We start from the raw sequence: 16,242 nt of genomic DNA, 5'->3' as shown, positions 1-16,242 counted from the left end.
CGCAACAGTTGCCGCCTTCGGAAGGATTGATCATGACGCCTTACGTTTTAAGCGCCAAAGCCTGGATTTCGCGGATGACCCTTTCTACGGAAAGACCACAGTCTTCAGGCCATTGAGCATGACACGGGTTTCAAGATGCAATTTGACGGCCTTGGCGAGCACCCGGCTTTCAATATCGCGGCCGGTCTCGACAAGATCCTCCGGACCCATGGCGTGATGCACACGCTCGACTTGCTGCTCGATGATCGGCCCTTCGTCCAGATCAGGAGTGACATAATGCGCCGTGGCTCCGATCTGTTTGACACCCCTTTCAAAGGCCTGATGATAGGGCTTGGCTCCCTTGAAGCTTGGCAGGAAAGAGTGATGAATATTGATAATCCTTCCGAACAGGCGGCTCGAAAGCTCCGTCGACAGAACCTGCATATAGCGCGCCAGGACGATCAGATCCGATTGCGCATCGCTCATCAGCGTCAGGAGCTTTTCCTCTTGTTGAGCCTTCGTATCGCTGCTTACCGGCAGGTAATGGAAAGGTGCGCCCTCACGCTCCGCTGTCGGGCGGCAGTCCTCATGATTTGAAACGATTGCCGCAACCTCCGCGTTCAACCAGCCAACCCGGATTTGGTAGAGCAGATGTAAGAGCGCGTGATCGAATTTCGAAACCATGATGATGATCCGCGGCTTCCGTCCGACGTCGATCAACTCGAGCTTCATGGAAAACCGTTCAATCGGAGATTTCAGTGCACGACGAACCATGGCCTCCGTGACCGCTGTCGGGACAGAAAACGCGATGCGCATGAAAAAGGTGTTGGAGACACGATCCCAGAATTGATTGGAATCGGAAATGTTGGCGCCGAGCGCTGCAAGTTCAGAGGTCACCGCGGCGACGATTCCAGGCTTGTCTTGACATGACAAAGTCAAGACGAAGTTCTGCTGAACGGAGATTGTTTTCATTGCATAAAGCCTACTTCGATATGTGACTTGCCAGAAAGTCTCGGATCCATTCGGCCGTTTTTCCAACACCGCCGAATGGATAGAAATGCAAACAAACTGATCCGTGCTTGCTTGGATCGAGCCTTCTTATGAACTCCGCCACAAGCGCATCCGGGCCGGCGGTATTCAGAAGTTTCCGGATCGAGAGCCCGTATTTCGCCATGACTTTCGTGGACGCGCCGACGCCGCAGATCGTGGCGAAGCGTAACAGGGTTTTCACACTGGCAGGCCCCGGGACACCAATGCGTATGGGTGCTGTTATGCCCGACTGGCGAAGGCGCCCGATCCATTCGATGACCGGTTCGGCATCGAAGGAAAACTGCGTCGTGATGTCATATTCCAGCCCAGCAGCGGTCAGGAGGGCATGTTTTTCCTGCAGCACCTCGAAAAGCACCCCGTCACGGATCTTTGGATGTCCTTCCGGATATCCGGCTATGCCGACCTTCCTGATTCCATGCTTGGACAACAGTCCCGAACGAATGATGGCCAAAGAGTCCTCATATGGCCCGACAGGCACGTCAGGATCGCCGGCCACGATAAATAGACGATCGACGTTCGCCACGCTCACAAACAACGCCAAGAGACGATCCAGTTCTGCAGCCGAGCCCAAACGTCTGGCGGAAATATGTGGCACCGGATGAAAGCCGAGCTCTTTCACCGTTGCCGCGGCTGCAAGGCGCGCGTCATGATTTTCATTGGGAATGAAGGCAATTGAAACGCATGTGGCCGGTGCAAGCAGTTTGCTCACATCTTGGAGGCCGGCAGTGTCTTTTCCTGTGATTTCGAATGAGTATCCGTCAATCAATGCTGCGCGTGGCGACATCACCGGTCGCACGGCAAGGGCGTCTTCCGCCATATCGATATTATGCATCATGCGATGGCCCCTATAGACGTCTTCGGAAATTGTCGACGATCCCCAGCTGGATCGCACAAGGGATGCGTACGGCAGACTACCGCGGCCCCGCTGAGGGCCACTGGACAGTGCTGCCGTTCACCATGAAGCTTGCTTTGAGCGCCAAGCGGCTTGAGGTTACTGCTGGCCGGTCTTGATGACTTTTTCGAAGTAGGGAGCCGGAGCTACCTTGGCGCGAATTTCGCGGAGCTGGTGCGTGCCGACCGGAAGGCGCTGGGAATTTGGCTCACCCCAAAGCACTGTGACTTCCGCACCGGGTTCGGCGTGCTCAATATCAACGAGCGAGAGCGAGATGACCCGATTGGCATTGGCGGAATAGGCAAGCCATTGCGATATGCCGACGCGTTTGCCACCTTTCATGATCGCGTCCGACTGGAACGTCGCATACATCGGATTTGGCAGCTTCATGAACATACCGCCGTTGTCCGGATCGATCAGCGACGAGTTCATGCATGCCATGACGTCGTCGTTGTTCCATTCGAGCGTCACTTTCTTTCGCTTCGGATTGGCGACCCTTTCACGCAGGGCTTCCTTGCCAATGAAATCGTGATTGAAGTCGATCAGCGACTTGTAACCGACTTCAACCGGATCGACGTAGTAGTCCTCAATCTTGTCGGACAGGAAGCTGCCGCCGAGCGAGGCGACCGACTCCAGGAAGTACTGGTTCAGCCATTCGCGGTAGGGCTTCATTTCGGCGCTGTGATAGATGGCCGGAAGCGGCATTGGCATCCAGCCGGATTCCTGCGCGGTGGTCGAATAGGCCATCGCTCCAATCTTGCGCATGCCATATTTTTGCCCGACCTCGGCAAAGGCGGCGCGAATCTCGTGCTGAATGTCCCAAGGCCCATAGATTTCGTAGCCAGGCTCGCCTGCCATGCCATGGCGAAGGGCACGAACCGCGTGACCAGCAATCTGGAATTCACCGATATTGAAGAACTTGATGTCCGGCAACGTCCCGTCCGAAACCTCACGCACCAAGGGAAGCGCGTTGGGGCCCTGGACCTGGATACGGAAGACATCGCGCGTTCCCGAACGGATCGAGAAGTTGTCGTCCCGCACCGCGGTCACATTCATGCCGCTGATTTCGGCGTTGTACTGCACCCAGTCACTGGCAAAAGGGGCGCCGACGATGCGCAGAAATTCCTCTTCCTCGCGGAAGACAATGGCATCACCGATCATATAACCGTCGTGGCCGGCCAGCACCAGTTGTTTGCCGCGCAAAACCGGGAAGGAATCGAACTTGTTGGTCGCCAGCGTGGAAAGAAACTTTACGGCGTCCGGACCGCGAAGATGCAGTTCCGTCATGTGGTAGGAAAGCTCAAGCAGCGCAACGCTATCCTTCCAGGATCTCACCTCATCGCGCCAATTGGTGAACTCCGGTGGAATAACCGGGAATGTGTAAGGCCCGATGTTGGACCCACGAAGCAATTTTACCGGACCTCCGGCGTCATTGACAATGGACTCCAGGTTCTTGAGTCCCACGCTTGGTGCGATATTCATGTTCAGCTCCTCCCTGATACTGAAAATAAACTGCTAATATTTCGGCAAGCTTTAAACACGCAGCAACGATTTCGCTTCAAAACCCCACTATTGTTGCAGCCCAGCGCTTGGCGCCGGGCGATCGCTTTGCGACGCGGCTCCAAGCTCCCAGGACGACATCGCTCTTTCTTCAACGCCAAGTGGAAACTAGCTAACGGCCATGATCCGCTTTCAACTCTATACATTCATAAATTACACATACTGTCAATTTGATATTTTGTTCAATTTGAAAAATCTGCAGCGCCCCTTTGAAGGGATTTGAACCCTATGTGGAATAACAATGATTTAGGGAACGACAGAACTATCTGCCTAAAAGCTCGCTCGGGATCTTGTTCGGGGCGAACTGAGCTGTGGCGCCCTACGGTTCGCGTATTGCGTTGTCGAGGCCACGCAGCAGCGGATACAGGAAATAGGAGATCACCGTGCGGTTGCCGACCTTGATTTCCGTGGTCACGGTCATGCCGGGAAGCAGCCGCACCGGCACATCTGTGGCATTCAACCGGGTATCGGCAAGCAGGATGCGCGCCTTGAAGAAGGGGGCGGACGGCTGGCTCGGGGTGGCGGTCTGTTCCGGTTGGCCGGTGAGGAAAGTGTCCTCGCTGATCGTTCGCACTTCGCCCGTTGCCGTGCCGTATTTCTGGAAGGGATAGGCGTCGAGCTTGACGCGGGCTTCCTTGCCGACGACCACGCGGCCGATGTCGCGGGTGTTGATCGAGACTTCTGCTTCGAGCGGCACGTTGATCGGCACCAGCGTCACCACCGGCTCGGCCTCGCGCACGACGGAACCGACCGAGCGCTGGGCAAGATCGAGCACGACGGCATCGGCGGGTGCAGTCAGCGCCACCATGTTACGGCGCAGCTCCATCTTCTTCAGCTCTTCGCCGGTCATGTCACGCTGGCCGCGCAGGTCCACCAGCTGCTCCATCGCGGCGCGGCGGAAATCCTCGATGAAGGCCTGGCGGTCGGCGCTCAGTTTCGCGTAGGCGTGGACCGCCTCCTCGGCCTTGCCGCGCACCGCGGTGATATCGGCCTCCACATCGAGGCGAGCGTCGCGCGAGCCGAGCATGGTGAGCAGCGAACCGCTTTCCTTATCATAGAGCTTCTTTCGCGTGGCCTCGATCTGCGAGAGGTTGTCGCGCCGGTCGTTCAGCACGGCCTCCTGATTGCGGTTTGCCGCAAGTGCGGACGATTGGCCGGCGATCTGCTGTTCGAAATTCTGCAGCTGCGCCGTGTAGAAGGCCCGCCGCTGGGCAAAGAGCTGCAGCTGCAGTTGCTCATCCTGCGTGTTGCCGGCGATCTTCGAATAGTCCTCGCCGGTAAGCTCGGCCTCCAGGCGCTTCACCTGGGCGTCGAGAGCGGAAAACTTCGCCCTCAGTTGGCCGACATCGGCCTGGCTGAAGGTGGCGTCGAGCGTCGCCAGCGTTTGGCCGGCATGCACCACCTCGCCGACCTTGACGTCGATCGTGCGGATGATCGAGGTTTCGAGCGGCTGGACGACGATAGTGGGCTGTGTGGTGACGAGCTTGCCGGGCGCAATCACCACCTCGTCGATGGAGGAGACCGAGGCCCAGGTGATCGCTGCGGCAAGCAGTGCTGTCACGCAATACAGCGTCATGCGGGCAACGCGCGGCGGCGCGCGTTCTTCGAGTTCGACGGCATCGGACTGGAACTCGGCAATTGCCGGTGGCAGCGGTGGGCGGGCGATGAGTTCCCTGCCCTTCTCCGGCTCCTTGTCTGATGGCCCCTTGCCCGAAGGGACCGGCAGGTTCTCGCTGGGTTTTCTGCTGTGCGCGTTCATGCGACCTGCCTCATCTGCTGGGCCCACAGGTGGCGATAGGTCATGCAGCGCGATACAAGCTGATCGTGCCGGCCGATATCGGCGACCTTGCCACGCTCGATGACGAGAATGGCATCGGCATCGACGAGCGTCGAAAGCCGGTGCGAGACGATGATGACAGTGCGGCCGGCGGCGATGCGGCTCAGATTCTCGCGGATGATCGCCTCGCTGTCGGGGTCGAGGGCGCTCGTCGCCTCGTCAAAGATCAACAGCTTCGGATCGGTGATCAGCGCCCGGGCAATGGCAAGCCGCTGCTTCTGGCCGCCTGACAGATTGGAGGCGTTTTCCTCCAGCATCGTGTCAAAGCCGCGCGGCAGGCGCTCGATGAACTCCTCGGCGCCGGCGATACGGGCAACTTCCATGATCTCCTCGATGCTGGCATCCGGCTTGGCGGCGGCAATATTCTCGCGCACCGAGCCGCGGAACAGGAAACTATCCTGCAGCACGACGCCGATGCTCGTTCTCAGATGCACCAGGTCGATCTCGCGGCTGTCATAGCCATCCATGCGCACGAGGCCTTCCTGGCTCTGATAGAGCCCCTGGATCAGCCTTGTGATCGTCGTCTTGCCCGAGCCGCTTTTGCCGACCACCCCGAACAAGCAGCCCGCCGGAATGGCGAAGGAGACATTGTCGAGCGCCGGCGCGCTATCCGGGCCGTAGCGGAAGGTGACCCTGTCGAATTCGATGCGGCCCTGTAGATTCGGCCGAACACCTCGCCCGCGGCCCGCCTGCTCCGGCCGCTGGTTCATGATCTCGCCGAGCATGCGCACGGAGAGCGCGACTTCCTGATATTCGTGCACCATGGTGACGATCTGCACCAGTGGTCCCGAGACCCGGCCGGCGAGCATGTTGAAGGCGACCAGCGCGCCGATCGTCATCGCGCCACTGAAGACATCGAGCGCGCCGAGGCCGATGATCGCGACGCTCATCAGCTTCTCCAGCAGTCCGGTCATCGCCTGAGCGATGGTCGAGATCTTGTCGACCCGGAAACGCACGGAGATCGACTGGGCCGAATAATCGTCCCACACCTTGCGCTGGCGCGGTTCCAGCGCCAGCGATTTGACGGTGCGCATGCCGTGTACGGTTTCCACCAGCAATGCCTGGCGGTCGCCTTCGGCTTGATAGAGCGCCTGCAACCGGCGCTGGAACGGCCCGACGAGCATCATCACCACCAGCCCGACGAGGGCTGCGAAACCGAGCACGACGAGCGTCAGCTTGACGCTGTAGAGAAGCAGGATCGGCACGAAGACCAGGAGCGAAACGCCGTCCAGGAGTGTGAGAAACAGCCGGCCGGTCAGGAATTCGCGAATGCGCCCCGTCTGCTGCATATGCTTGACGAGAACGCCGGCGGAGGCCTGTTCGAAGAGCGCGATCGGCAGGTTGAGCAGATGGCCGAAGGTGCGGGTCGCGACGCGGATGTCGATCCTGTTCGTCGCATAGAGCAACAAATAGCGGCGCAGGAAAGTGAAGGTCGCGTCGAAGACGAGCGCGATCGCAATGCCCGCCGTGAGAACCGTCAGCGTCGCATAGCTCTGATGCACCAGCACCTTGTCGATGACGAGCTGAAAGAAGATCGGCGTCGTCAGCCCCAGCCCGTAGAGCACGAAGGCGGCGAGCGCGACATCGCGGAAGAAGCTGCGCTGCTTGATGATCTCGGGGACGAACCAGCGGAAGCCGAAGGGCCGGTCCTCATCGGACATGCGATAGTTGCGCTTCAGCAGGATCACCGATCCGAGCCAGGCCTTGGCGAACTGCTCTTCGCTGAGCATCATCACTTCGGCGCGTGATGCCAGCGGGTCGAGAACGCGGATTCTCTCATCCTCCCCGCTCCCGACAGCGCCGGCGATGACCACCCAGTTGCCGTTCGTCAGCTCAGCGAGCACCGGGAACGCCTCGCCAAGTTGGAACAGGGATCGCCAGTCGAGCGTCAGATGCTTTGCCCTGAGGCCGGCATCCTTGGCCATGCGCAGCAGCTGCCGCAAGGCAACAGGATCGTTGCCGACGGCATAATCGTGCTGCAATCGTTCAGGAGCAAGGTCGACGCCGTGATGACGCGCGACCAGCGCAAGACAATGCAGGTTGGTATGCAGAAAACCAGTCATGGCCCACCTGAAACAATACGAGACCGAGGCAATATTTGTTTTATCAGTTGAAGTTCGGCGAGGCGTTCGAAGCGCCGGCCTGCACCGACTGGATATCGGCAGCCGCCGCCGACATATCGCCGATGCGACGGACCGCACCAGCTTCGACCAACCCGCCAAGCGCCTTCTGCATGAGATCGACCGCATTGGCGAAGGCATCGACCGGCATGATGATGCGCTGGCGGAAAACCGGCTTCGGATTGTTGTTGGCGTCACGCTCGGTGGCCGAGAGCGACATCAGGTCAATCCGCACGATCGTTCCGGTGATGGTGATTTCGCCGATGCCATCTGCATAAAGTTCGTTGCTCATTGTTCTCTCCTCCGGTTGATAATCAAAACGTCTTCCTCTTTGGGCGGCTTACGTCCATTAGGATACTCTAACTATTTGAATGGGCGTGCTGCCAGGCCGGAAACGGGTCCCGTAGCCGGGCGGCGGTCTGCGGATCGAAGCCTCTCTCCTCACCGGTCAGGCAGTCGTCGAGCGCGGTGCGGATTGCGTCTTCGTCGAAGCCGGCGCCGATGAAAACCAGTTCCTGGCGGCGGTCGCCCCAGATCGCGTCCCAATGCCGGTCGATGAGTTGGCGGAACTGCTGAAAGCGCGGCCATTGCGCCTTCGGCACGGAGGCCCACCAGAAACCCTTGGTGTCGATGCGGCACTGCGTGCCGGCAATCGACAGCAGGCCGATCTCGTCGGGCCTTGTCGCCAGCCAGAAATGGCCCTTCGCCCGGATGAGGCCCGGCCATTTTCTGTCGAGGAAATCGCTCAGCCTGGAGGGATCGAACGGCCGGCGGCTGCGATAGACGAAGCTCGAAATGCCGTATTCCTCGGTCTCCGGCACATGCTCGCCCCAACCGAAGAGTTCCTTGTGCCAGAGCGGATGGCGGGCAGCTCTCGCTTCGCTGAAGAGGCCAGTATTCAAGATGGCGTCGAGCTTCAGCCGGCCGAAGCCGGTCTCGATGACGCGGGCATCGGGGTTGAGTGCGGCAACGATGCGGCGAACCTCGGCAAGCGCTGCAGGCGGCACATCCTGCGCCTTGTTGATGACCACGACATCGGCGAATTCGATCTGCTCGACGAGCAGTTCCACCAGCTTGCGCTCGTCGTCTCCGTCCCGGCTCTCGCCGCGATCGCTCAGGAACTCCGCGCTCGCATAATCGACCAGAAGATTGACCGCATCGACGACGGAAACCATCGTGTCGAGCCGCGCGACGTCGCAGAGGGCTGCCCCGCTCTCGTCGCGGAAGGAGAAGGTGGCTGCGACCGGCAGCGGCTCGGCAATACCCGTGCCCTCGATCAGCAGATAATCGAAGCGACCGGCGGCGGCGAGCCGGCGGACTTCGCTTAAGAGATCGTCGCGCAATGTGCAGCAGATGCAGCCATTGGTGAGCTCCACCAGCGTCTCGTCCGTCCGCGACAGGTTCGCTCCCCCGTCGCGCACGAGATCGGCGTCGATATTCACCTCGCTCATGTCGTTGACGATGACGGCGACCCGACGCCCCTCGCGATTGCGCAGGACATGGTTGAGGATCGTCGTCTTGCCGGCGCCGAGAAAGCCGGCAAGGACCGTGACCGGAAGTCTGTTGTCTGCACTCGTCATCGATACTCCCCGCTCGCTTCTTCTACGCCGCGAGCTGCGGTCTGAACGCTACGTCCACATAGTAGTTTGTGCTGTTATAGCTGGCACTTGGGAACAAGCCGCTCGCCCCATAGGCATAGACGCCGTTGTTGCCGCTGAGCGCCCTCAAATCGCCGTTCGTCACATCGGCGCTGAAGTAATTGCCGGTCGCCGAATAATTGCCGTTGGTGCTGTAGGAAACGACATAGGTCGTATCCGCGGCGACCTCGACCTGCTGGGTGAGCGTGGCGGTCTGCCAGCCGCTTGCCGTTTCGTTGCCGAAGCTGACGCTGCCGAGCAATGTGCCCGAGGCGGTCCAGAGATAGCCGTTGTGCGGGCCTGTATTGTCTGCCCCCTTGTAGAAGCGGATGCCGGTAACCCAGCCTGCCGTATCCGCCTGGAATTTCATGCCGAGATTAACCGGCTGATTGTCGTTGACGGAGACGATCGAAGGCGTCGCATCGGCGGCAAAGAGGTTCTGCTCCGGTCCTCCCGTCTGGCCGCCGTTGATGGTGAGCGCAACCTGCGCCGACGCCGTGCCGCCCTTGCCGTCTGCAATTGCGTAGCTGAAGTTCGCCGGTCCCGAATAGCCTGCCGTCGGCGTGAAAGTCACCGTCTTGGCCTGGGCATCGTAGGCGACAGAGCCGTTGACCGCGCCGCTGACGCCGGTGATGACAAGCGGATCACCATCGGCATCGGTGTCGTTTGCCAGGAGCACTGAGGCCTGGATGGTGATCGGCGTGCCGGTATTGGTCGACAAGCCGCTGTCATTGGCGGCGACCGGAATCGCATTCTGCGCGCCGCCCTGTTGATAGAGCACGTCGACCCAGTAATTGCTCGCATTGTAGGAAGCGGTCGGAAACAGGCTGCCCGAGCCATAGGCATAAAGGCCGTTGCCGCCACTCGCCGCACTCGACGGGGCCGTCAGCGCGCCGTTCGTATGGTCCGTCGTGAAGTAGTTCGCCGTTGCGGAATAGAAGCCGTTCGAATGGTAGCTCGCCACATAGGTGGCGCCGGCCGTAACATTGATCGGCTGGGTGAAGTAAACCGTCTGCCAGCCGCTCGCCGTCTCGCTGATGAAGGTGGCCTGGGCCAGAACCTGGCCGCTGGCCGTCCAGAGCGAGCCGACATGCGTGCCGGTATCCTGGGCGCTCCTGTAATAGGTGAGCCCGGTGATCTGGCCGCTGGCGGAAGCGATGAATTTGACGCCGAGTTCGACCGAGTTGGCGTCATTGGCGGCGGCAACACCCGACGTGTCGGCGCCGGTGAACAGGCTTGACGTCGTTCCTCCCCCGGGCGGCGTGCCGACAGTGAGGCTGACGGTGGCCGACGCTATGCCGCCATATCCATCCGCGATCGAATAGGAGAAGCTCGCCGCACCCGTATAACCTGCCGTCGGGGTGAAAATGACGGACTTGGTCTGGCTATTGAAGGTCACCGTTCCGTTGACCGCAGCATTGACGCCGGTGATGCTGAGCGGGTCGCCATCGCCATCGCTGTCGTTTGCAAGCAGGCTGGCTGCGGCAATCGACAGCGCCGTGTTGGAATAGGTCGTGTAGCCATTGTCATTGGCGGCGAACGGCACCGCATTGCTTGTCTGGTTGTAGACGACATCCACCCAGTAGTTCGACGACTGGTAACTGGAGCTTGGGAACCCCGTGCCATTTCCGAAGACGCCGTTACTGCCGGCGAGCGCCGTCAGCGCGCCGTTGGTATGGGCTGACGTGAAATAATCTGATGTCGCCACATAGGAGCCTGTCGTGTGGTAGGAGGCGACATAGGTGGTGCCAGCCGCGATATGCACCGGGTTGGTGAATGTCGCGGTCTGCCAGCCGCTCGCCGATCCGCTGTCGGCGAAGCTGACGGTCGCGACCAGCGTGCCGTCAGCCGTCCAGAGGGAGCCGGTATGAGCGCCGGTATCGCCGGCAGCCTTGTAGTAGCGGATGCCGGTAATCATGCCGCTGGACGAAGCGACGAACCTCATCCCGAGTTCGAGCGACTGACCTTCGTTGAAGCTTGCGCCCGTCGGCCCTTCGCTTGATTTAAACAGCGTTTCCCCGGCAGGGCCCTGGTTTACGGTGAGGCTGACGTTACCCTGATCCGTGCCGCCGCGCCCGTCCGACAGCGTATAGGTGAAGCTTGCCGGCCCCGAATAATTGTTGGTCGGCGTGAAGATGACGGTGCCGTTCTGCTTATTGAGCGTCACCGTACCGTTGACGGCATTGCCGACCGCCGAAATCGTCATCGCATCGCCATTGGGATCTGTATCGTTTCCGATGAGCGAGGCGATCGAGACGACGAGGCTGTCGTTGCGGGTGATGGCCAGCCCCGCGTCGTCGGTCGCAACCGGCGCGCTGTTGGGGCCGGCATCGAAGACCACGTCGACCCAATAGTTGGTGCCGGTACCGGGGCTCTGGCCGGGGAATGTGCCGGCATTGTCGCCATAGGCATAGACACCACCGCCATCGACGGCCTTCAGCGCGCCGCTGGCATAGGGGCTGGCGAAATAATTCTCGGTGGCGGAGTAGAAGCCGTTGGTGTGATAGGAGGCCACATAGGTCGTGCCGGCGGCAATCTGGATCGGGCTGGAGAACATCACCGTCTGCCAGCCGGAAAGCGGTTCGCCCACCGACACGCCTGATGCCAGCAGCGTTCCGTTGGCGCTCCAGAGGCTGACGACATGGTCGCCGATATTGTAGAAGCCCTTGTAGAAGCGGATGCCTTCCACGTAGCCTGCCGTCGTCGCCTGGAAGCGCAGGCCGAGCTCGACGGAATCGCGATCGATCGCCATTTCGACCGCGGGCTTTTCCGCAAGCGTCCATAGGCCCTGCGTGCCCGGCAGCGTGACGGTGACCTGCTTGCCGGCAGACGGCGCCTCCATATTGACGCTGTCGTCGACGGCGCGCGACATGATCGTATAGGTGCCGCTCGCCTGGACGACCCAATTATAGCTCCAGCTCTCGCGGCCTGACGCCTTGAACCAGTGCTGGCCGCCATCGGTGGAGACTTCGACGCCGGCGATGATGCCGCCGCCGAAGTCCTGGGCCGTGCCTGTGATCGTCACGCGCTGCCCTTCGACGAAGCTTGCGCCTATGATCGGCGAGCTGATCGACGAGGTTGGCTTCAGCGTGTCGGTCGACTGTGTCGCAAGGATCAGGCTCGCATCCAGCGTCGTCGGCTGAATGCCCATGTCCGCGAACATGTTGACCATCGCCTGCTGCACGTTGCGATCGGTTGACGTGGCCGGGCCCTGGTGGTTGTCACTCAGCCCCCAGGACCAGAAGACGGTGCCGGCGCCGAAGACCAGCGCGCCGCTTTCTGCCCGGTACATGGTCAGGCTATGGGTCGCCACCGCATCGCCGACCGTGGTGCCGTAATCGCGCAGATAGGTGCTCACCGCGATGGAGGAGAGCGACAGGTTGATGAGGCCATCCGGCCGGAAGCCGTTCTCGACATCGGAATCCCACTCATAGCCGAGCAGGTTCTGTACCAGATTATAGGTTTCGCCTTCATTCAGCTGGGAGACATCGGTATTGCGCCAGAAGCGCAGGTTCGAATAGTCGTAGGGAATGGAGATCGTATCCTGCCGGTAGCTGTCCACCTGGAACATCGTGCCCGTCAGCGCATTCTCCGGCTGCTGCCCCGGATCGGCATAACGCGGATCGCGCCAGGTGCCGGTGCCGACATTGCTCGGATCCGTGCTCGTGCCCCAGGTTTCCTTGTAGCAGACCATGGTGCGGTAGGCCTGGCCGCTGCCGTCGATGCTGCTTTCCCAGCGGACCTTCCAGTAGCACTCGTTTCCGCTCCAGAAGGCGAGGTTGACGCCGGCATCGCGCGCCGCCTCGACATTGGCGCGCTGTTCGGCAGACCAGTATTCGTCATGCCCGACGGAGAGATAGGCATCATGGTTCAGCAACAGCGCGCCGCTGCGTGCCGCATCGACGCCGGAAATATAGGAAACGTCGTAGCCGTTCTGTTCCAGCCACGAGATGGCGGAGGATTCGACGCCGAAGATGTAGTCGTGCGAGCCGCCGATCGGGCTCGTATTGGTAATGATCGGCCGGTTATAGCTGACCGCCGAGGCCCGGCCGATCGCCGTCAGCCCGCAGCTGCAGTTCGGCGGCAGGTAGCCGATCATGTCTGCCGGGTCGACGGGCACTTCGCCGTAGTAGAGGCTGGCGCCGCCCCAGGCATTATAGGCCTGCCATGTCGTGTCGGACGTCTGGAAGACGATATTGCTGGTCGAGGCGTCGTCGCGCACGACGAAGGGGATGATGCTTGCATCCTCGGTGCCGTCTTCGCGCACCAGCTTGGCGAAGTAGACGCCGGAGACGGCGTCCGTCGGAATCTGCCAGCTCGCCGAAACCGACCAGTTGCCGCAATCGATAAGGCCGAGCGACATGTCGACGATCGGATGCGGCTGGATCTGCGCCGTTGTCAGCGATTTCTCGATCGAGTCGACCTTGCGTGCGCCGGCCCCGCCATAATAGCCCATGCGGTAGATATCGATGCGGTAATGGGTGGAATCGGTGGCGATCTTGAAATCGACCGTCTGGCCGATATTCGTGCTGATTTCGGTGGCGAAGCCCTGAATGGTGCCGCCGCCGTCGCCTTCAAGACCCCACTCGCTGATCGGGTTGCCCTGCTTCAGGTTTTCGAGCGCGATCTTGTTGGGCGTTACCGTCGCGACCGACGCCGCCGAAGTCGCTGCCACCGAAGTTGCCGTCGCTGGCGTCGCCAATGCCGTCGCGGCGGCGGTCGTCTCAGCAGAAACGTCCTGGCTCGGCTCCACCGAGATGGATCCTATCGAGGCCTGAAGGCGCAATGAAGTCGTGCCGACACTGCTGGAAGAACTGGCCGGCGCCGCCGTCTTGGCGCTGCCGGTATCGGCATCGCTGGTAACACCCGTCAGCGCCGGAGCGGCAGGCAGTGTCGCAGCCTCCTCATACGGGTCCGGGCCGAGCACGGTGCGTTCGGATGAAGTCGTCGTCTGCAACACCGTCGCAACCGAAGCCGTCTTGGCAGAGGTGTCCTGCGCGCCGCCGTCGCCTGCAGGCGCGGGCATCGCCGTCGGTGGTATCGAGGCAGTTTGCACGCCGCCCGATGAGATCAGCGCGGCAGGCTGCATGATATTGCCGGTAAAGGAAGACGGACCGGTGAAGGAGGACGGGAGGGCGGCGCCGTCGAGATTGGCGAAGCTGCCGTTACTGGCAAAGCTTAGGGAACCATCGGTACTCGTGGAAGATACAACCGTCGCGGTTCCCAGCACTGCGCTCCAGGTTGAGGGTGCACGACAGATACTCAACGCTCCACCAAATGTACTCAAATACTCACGATTACTGACATGAATTCTCCGCATCAGCGGCGTCCCCTTCCGCATCGGCCCGCCCTTCGGCCGCCATAGCAAGAGCTTCATTCTGGCACCTTTGCCAAGGGAATGTACGACAGCAATCTGGGGTATGAGGGAGGTATCCCCTACGCCCATATGATGACCCTCAACGCATACCAGCCGGGCTACTTCCAAGTGGCTGACGCTGGTTGAAAAGGCATTCTGGGCCGGTCCGGCTGGTCGAGCCGGTTTTTAACTCGAGCGCCCGTGCTACCAGGCCGGAAACGGATCTTCGAGGGTGGCCCAGTCGCGCGGATCGGCGCTGGCGAGGCATCCGTCCAGTGCGGTCCGCACACCTGTCTCGTCCATATCAACACCGATGAATACGAGCTCCTGCCGACGGTCGCCCCAAGCGCTGTCCCACCGGCTTTCGATATGCTGACGAAACTGCTGATGGCTCGGCCAATCCTGCCGGGGCACGGCTGCCCACCAGAGCCCCATGGGCTCGCAGCGCCGCTGCACCCCGGCCGCCGACATCAGGCCCACATGACGCGGGCGTGTGGCAAGCCAGAAATGGCCTTTGGCGCGGATTACCCCCGGCCAGGGCTCGTCCAGGAATGCTCGAAACCGCCTGGGGTCGAAGGGACGCCGCGTGCGATAGACAAAACTCGACACCCCGTATTCTTCCGTCTCCGGGACATGGTCGCCCGGGCTGTACAGCTCCTTGTGCCACAACGGGTGGGCGGCGGCTTTTGCTTCATCGAAGAGGCCCGTACTGAGGATGGTTGCAAGAGAAACCTTGCCGAAATCCGTCTCCACCTGGCGCGCATCCGGGTTGAGCGCAGCAACTATCTTGCGGACTTCCGCGCGGATCTCTTCGGTCGCGTCCGAGATCTTGTTGATCACGACAACATCGGCAAACTCGATCTGATCCACCAGCAGGTCGATGAGTGTGCGCCGGTCCTCGCCGTCGCGCTGCAGGCCGCGGTCGGCAAGCAGATCGGCACTGCTGTAGTCGGCTAACAGGTTTGCAGCGTCGACCACGGTGACCATTGTGTCGAGGCTGGCAAAATCTGCGAGCGAGACGCCGTTCTCGTCACGGAAGGAAAAGGTTGCAGCGATAGGGCATGGCTCGGCAATGCCGGTGCCTTCGATCAACAGATAGTCGTATCGCCGCTCTTCTGCCAGTCGCCGTACTTCCGTCAGCAGGTCGTTGCGCAGGGTGCAGCATATGCAACCATTGCTGAGCTCGATCAATGTCTCCGTCGTATGCGACAGGTTGCAGCCGCCGTCTCGAATGAGACTGGCGTCTATGTTCACTTCACTCATATCGTTGACAATGACAGCGACCCGCAGGCCCTGACGATTATTCAGGACGTGGCTAAGAAGCGTCGTCTTACCAGCGCCGAGGAAGCCGGCCAGCACGGTTACCGGGAGCCGCTCGATCCTGTTCATCGGCATTCCTTGAATGCGGGCGGTCGAAGCGCACTTCGCCGCGACCAGCATTTGCGTATGAGCCTCATTCGAAACCGGTCCGTAACCGTGTCTTTTTTTCACGCGACGAGCTGTGGTCGGAAGACAACGTCGGCATAGTAATTCGCCGAATTGTAGGTGTCGGTCGGGAAGAGACCTGCGGTGGCGGATCCGCCATACGCATAGACACCGTTGCCGCCGGCGACGGCACTTGATTGGGCCGTCAATGGACCATTGGTGACCGCATTCGCGAAGAAGCCATCAGTTGCCACGTAAGCGCCGGTGGTGTGATAGGACGCAATATAGTTGGTGTTTGCGGTAATGGTGACGGGCGTCGTGAAGTTCACCGTCTGCCAGCCGCTCGCCGTGGTGTTGGCGAAGGTGGCGGTGGCAAGCCTGGTGCC

10 protein-coding genes are annotated in these 16,242 nt (G+C 60.8%); all 10 read right to left on the bottom strand.

The genetic code is table 11. From position 1 onward, the window contains the following. Positions 1–84: 84 nt before the first annotated feature. Positions 85–951, bottom strand: a complete 867-nt coding sequence (gene purU / locus FHT79_RS19280; protein ID WP_183903961.1) for a formyltetrahydrofolate deformylase — start codon at positions 949–951, stop codon at positions 85–87. A gap of 10 nt (positions 952–961) precedes the next feature. Further along, a complete protein-coding gene (locus FHT79_RS19275; RefSeq protein WP_246714029.1) occupies positions 962–1,864 on the bottom strand; it encodes a methylenetetrahydrofolate reductase in 903 nt (300 codons plus the stop codon). A 156-nt stretch (positions 1,865–2,020) separates the two neighbouring features. Then, positions 2,021–3,403 (bottom strand): aminomethyl transferase family protein, encoded by a 1,383-nt coding sequence (locus FHT79_RS19270; protein WP_183903960.1) that lies wholly within the window; start codon positions 3,401–3,403, stop codon positions 2,021–2,023. A gap of 397 nt (positions 3,404–3,800) precedes the next feature. Beyond that, on the bottom strand, positions 3,801–5,240 hold the full coding sequence (locus FHT79_RS19265; RefSeq protein WP_047613891.1) for an HlyD family type I secretion periplasmic adaptor subunit: 1,440 nt from the start codon (positions 5,238–5,240) through the stop codon (positions 3,801–3,803). Continuing rightward, positions 5,237–7,381: a peptidase domain-containing ABC transporter gene (locus FHT79_RS19260; RefSeq protein ID WP_047613893.1), complete on the bottom strand. Its 2,145-nt coding sequence runs from the start codon at positions 7,379–7,381 to the stop codon at positions 5,237–5,239. The genes FHT79_RS19265 and FHT79_RS19260 overlap by 4 nt, the downstream gene beginning before the upstream one ends. A 43-nt stretch (positions 7,382–7,424) precedes the next feature. Further along, positions 7,425–7,730 (bottom strand): hypothetical protein, encoded by a 306-nt coding sequence (locus FHT79_RS19255; protein WP_047613895.1) that lies wholly within the window; start codon positions 7,728–7,730, stop codon positions 7,425–7,427. 67 nt (positions 7,731–7,797) lie between these two features. Continuing rightward, positions 7,798–9,018, bottom strand: a complete 1,221-nt coding sequence (locus tag FHT79_RS19250; protein WP_183903959.1) for a GTP-binding protein — start codon at positions 9,016–9,018, stop codon at positions 7,798–7,800. A 22-nt stretch (positions 9,019–9,040) separates the two neighbouring features. Continuing rightward, complete coding sequence (locus FHT79_RS19245; RefSeq protein WP_183903958.1) at positions 9,041–14,452, bottom strand: DUF4082 domain-containing protein; 5,412 nt, start codon at positions 14,450–14,452, stop codon at positions 9,041–9,043. 183 nt (positions 14,453–14,635) lie between these two features. After that, a complete protein-coding gene (locus FHT79_RS19240; protein ID WP_183903957.1) occupies positions 14,636–15,820 on the bottom strand; it encodes a GTP-binding protein in 1,185 nt (394 codons plus the stop codon). A 98-nt stretch (positions 15,821–15,918) separates the two neighbouring features. Then, a partial coding sequence (locus FHT79_RS32195) for a DUF4082 domain-containing protein (protein ID WP_246714028.1) occupies positions 15,919–16,242 on the bottom strand: 324 nt, incomplete at its 5' end.

The organism is Rhizobium sp. BK212 (assembly GCF_014197475.1).
GTDB classification, from domain to species: domain Bacteria; phylum Pseudomonadota; class Alphaproteobacteria; order Rhizobiales; family Rhizobiaceae; genus Rhizobium; species Rhizobium anhuiense.
Note: the sequence above shows the minus strand (reverse complement) of the source record. Positions and strands in the feature narration are given on the sequence as shown.

What these genes read in the sequence shown, in the direction of transcription:
- FHT79_RS19245 (WP_183903958.1), bottom strand. Translation starts at nt 14,452, where the DNA reads ATGAAGCTCTTGCTATGGCGGCCGAAGGGCGGGCCGATGCGGAAGGGG.
- FHT79_RS19275 (WP_246714029.1), bottom strand. Translation starts at nt 1,864, where the DNA reads ATGATGCATAATATCGATATGGCGGAAGACGCCCTTGCCGTGCGACCG.
- FHT79_RS19265 (WP_047613891.1), bottom strand. Translation starts at nt 5,240, where the DNA reads ATGAACGCGCACAGCAGAAAACCCAGCGAGAACCTGCCGGTCCCTTCG.
- FHT79_RS19270 (WP_183903960.1), bottom strand. Translation starts at nt 3,403, where the DNA reads ATGAATATCGCACCAAGCGTGGGACTCAAGAACCTGGAGTCCATTGTC.
- FHT79_RS19255 (WP_047613895.1), bottom strand. Translation starts at nt 7,730, where the DNA reads ATGAGCAACGAACTTTATGCAGATGGCATCGGCGAAATCACCATCACC.
- purU (WP_183903961.1), bottom strand. Translation starts at nt 951, where the DNA reads ATGAAAACAATCTCCGTTCAGCAGAACTTCGTCTTGACTTTGTCATGT.
- FHT79_RS19260 (WP_047613893.1), bottom strand. Translation starts at nt 7,381, where the DNA reads ATGACTGGTTTTCTGCATACCAACCTGCATTGTCTTGCGCTGGTCGCG.
- FHT79_RS19250 (WP_183903959.1), bottom strand. Translation starts at nt 9,018, where the DNA reads ATGACGAGTGCAGACAACAGACTTCCGGTCACGGTCCTTGCCGGCTTT.
- FHT79_RS19240 (WP_183903957.1), bottom strand. Translation starts at nt 15,820, where the DNA reads ATGAACAGGATCGAGCGGCTCCCGGTAACCGTGCTGGCCGGCTTCCTC.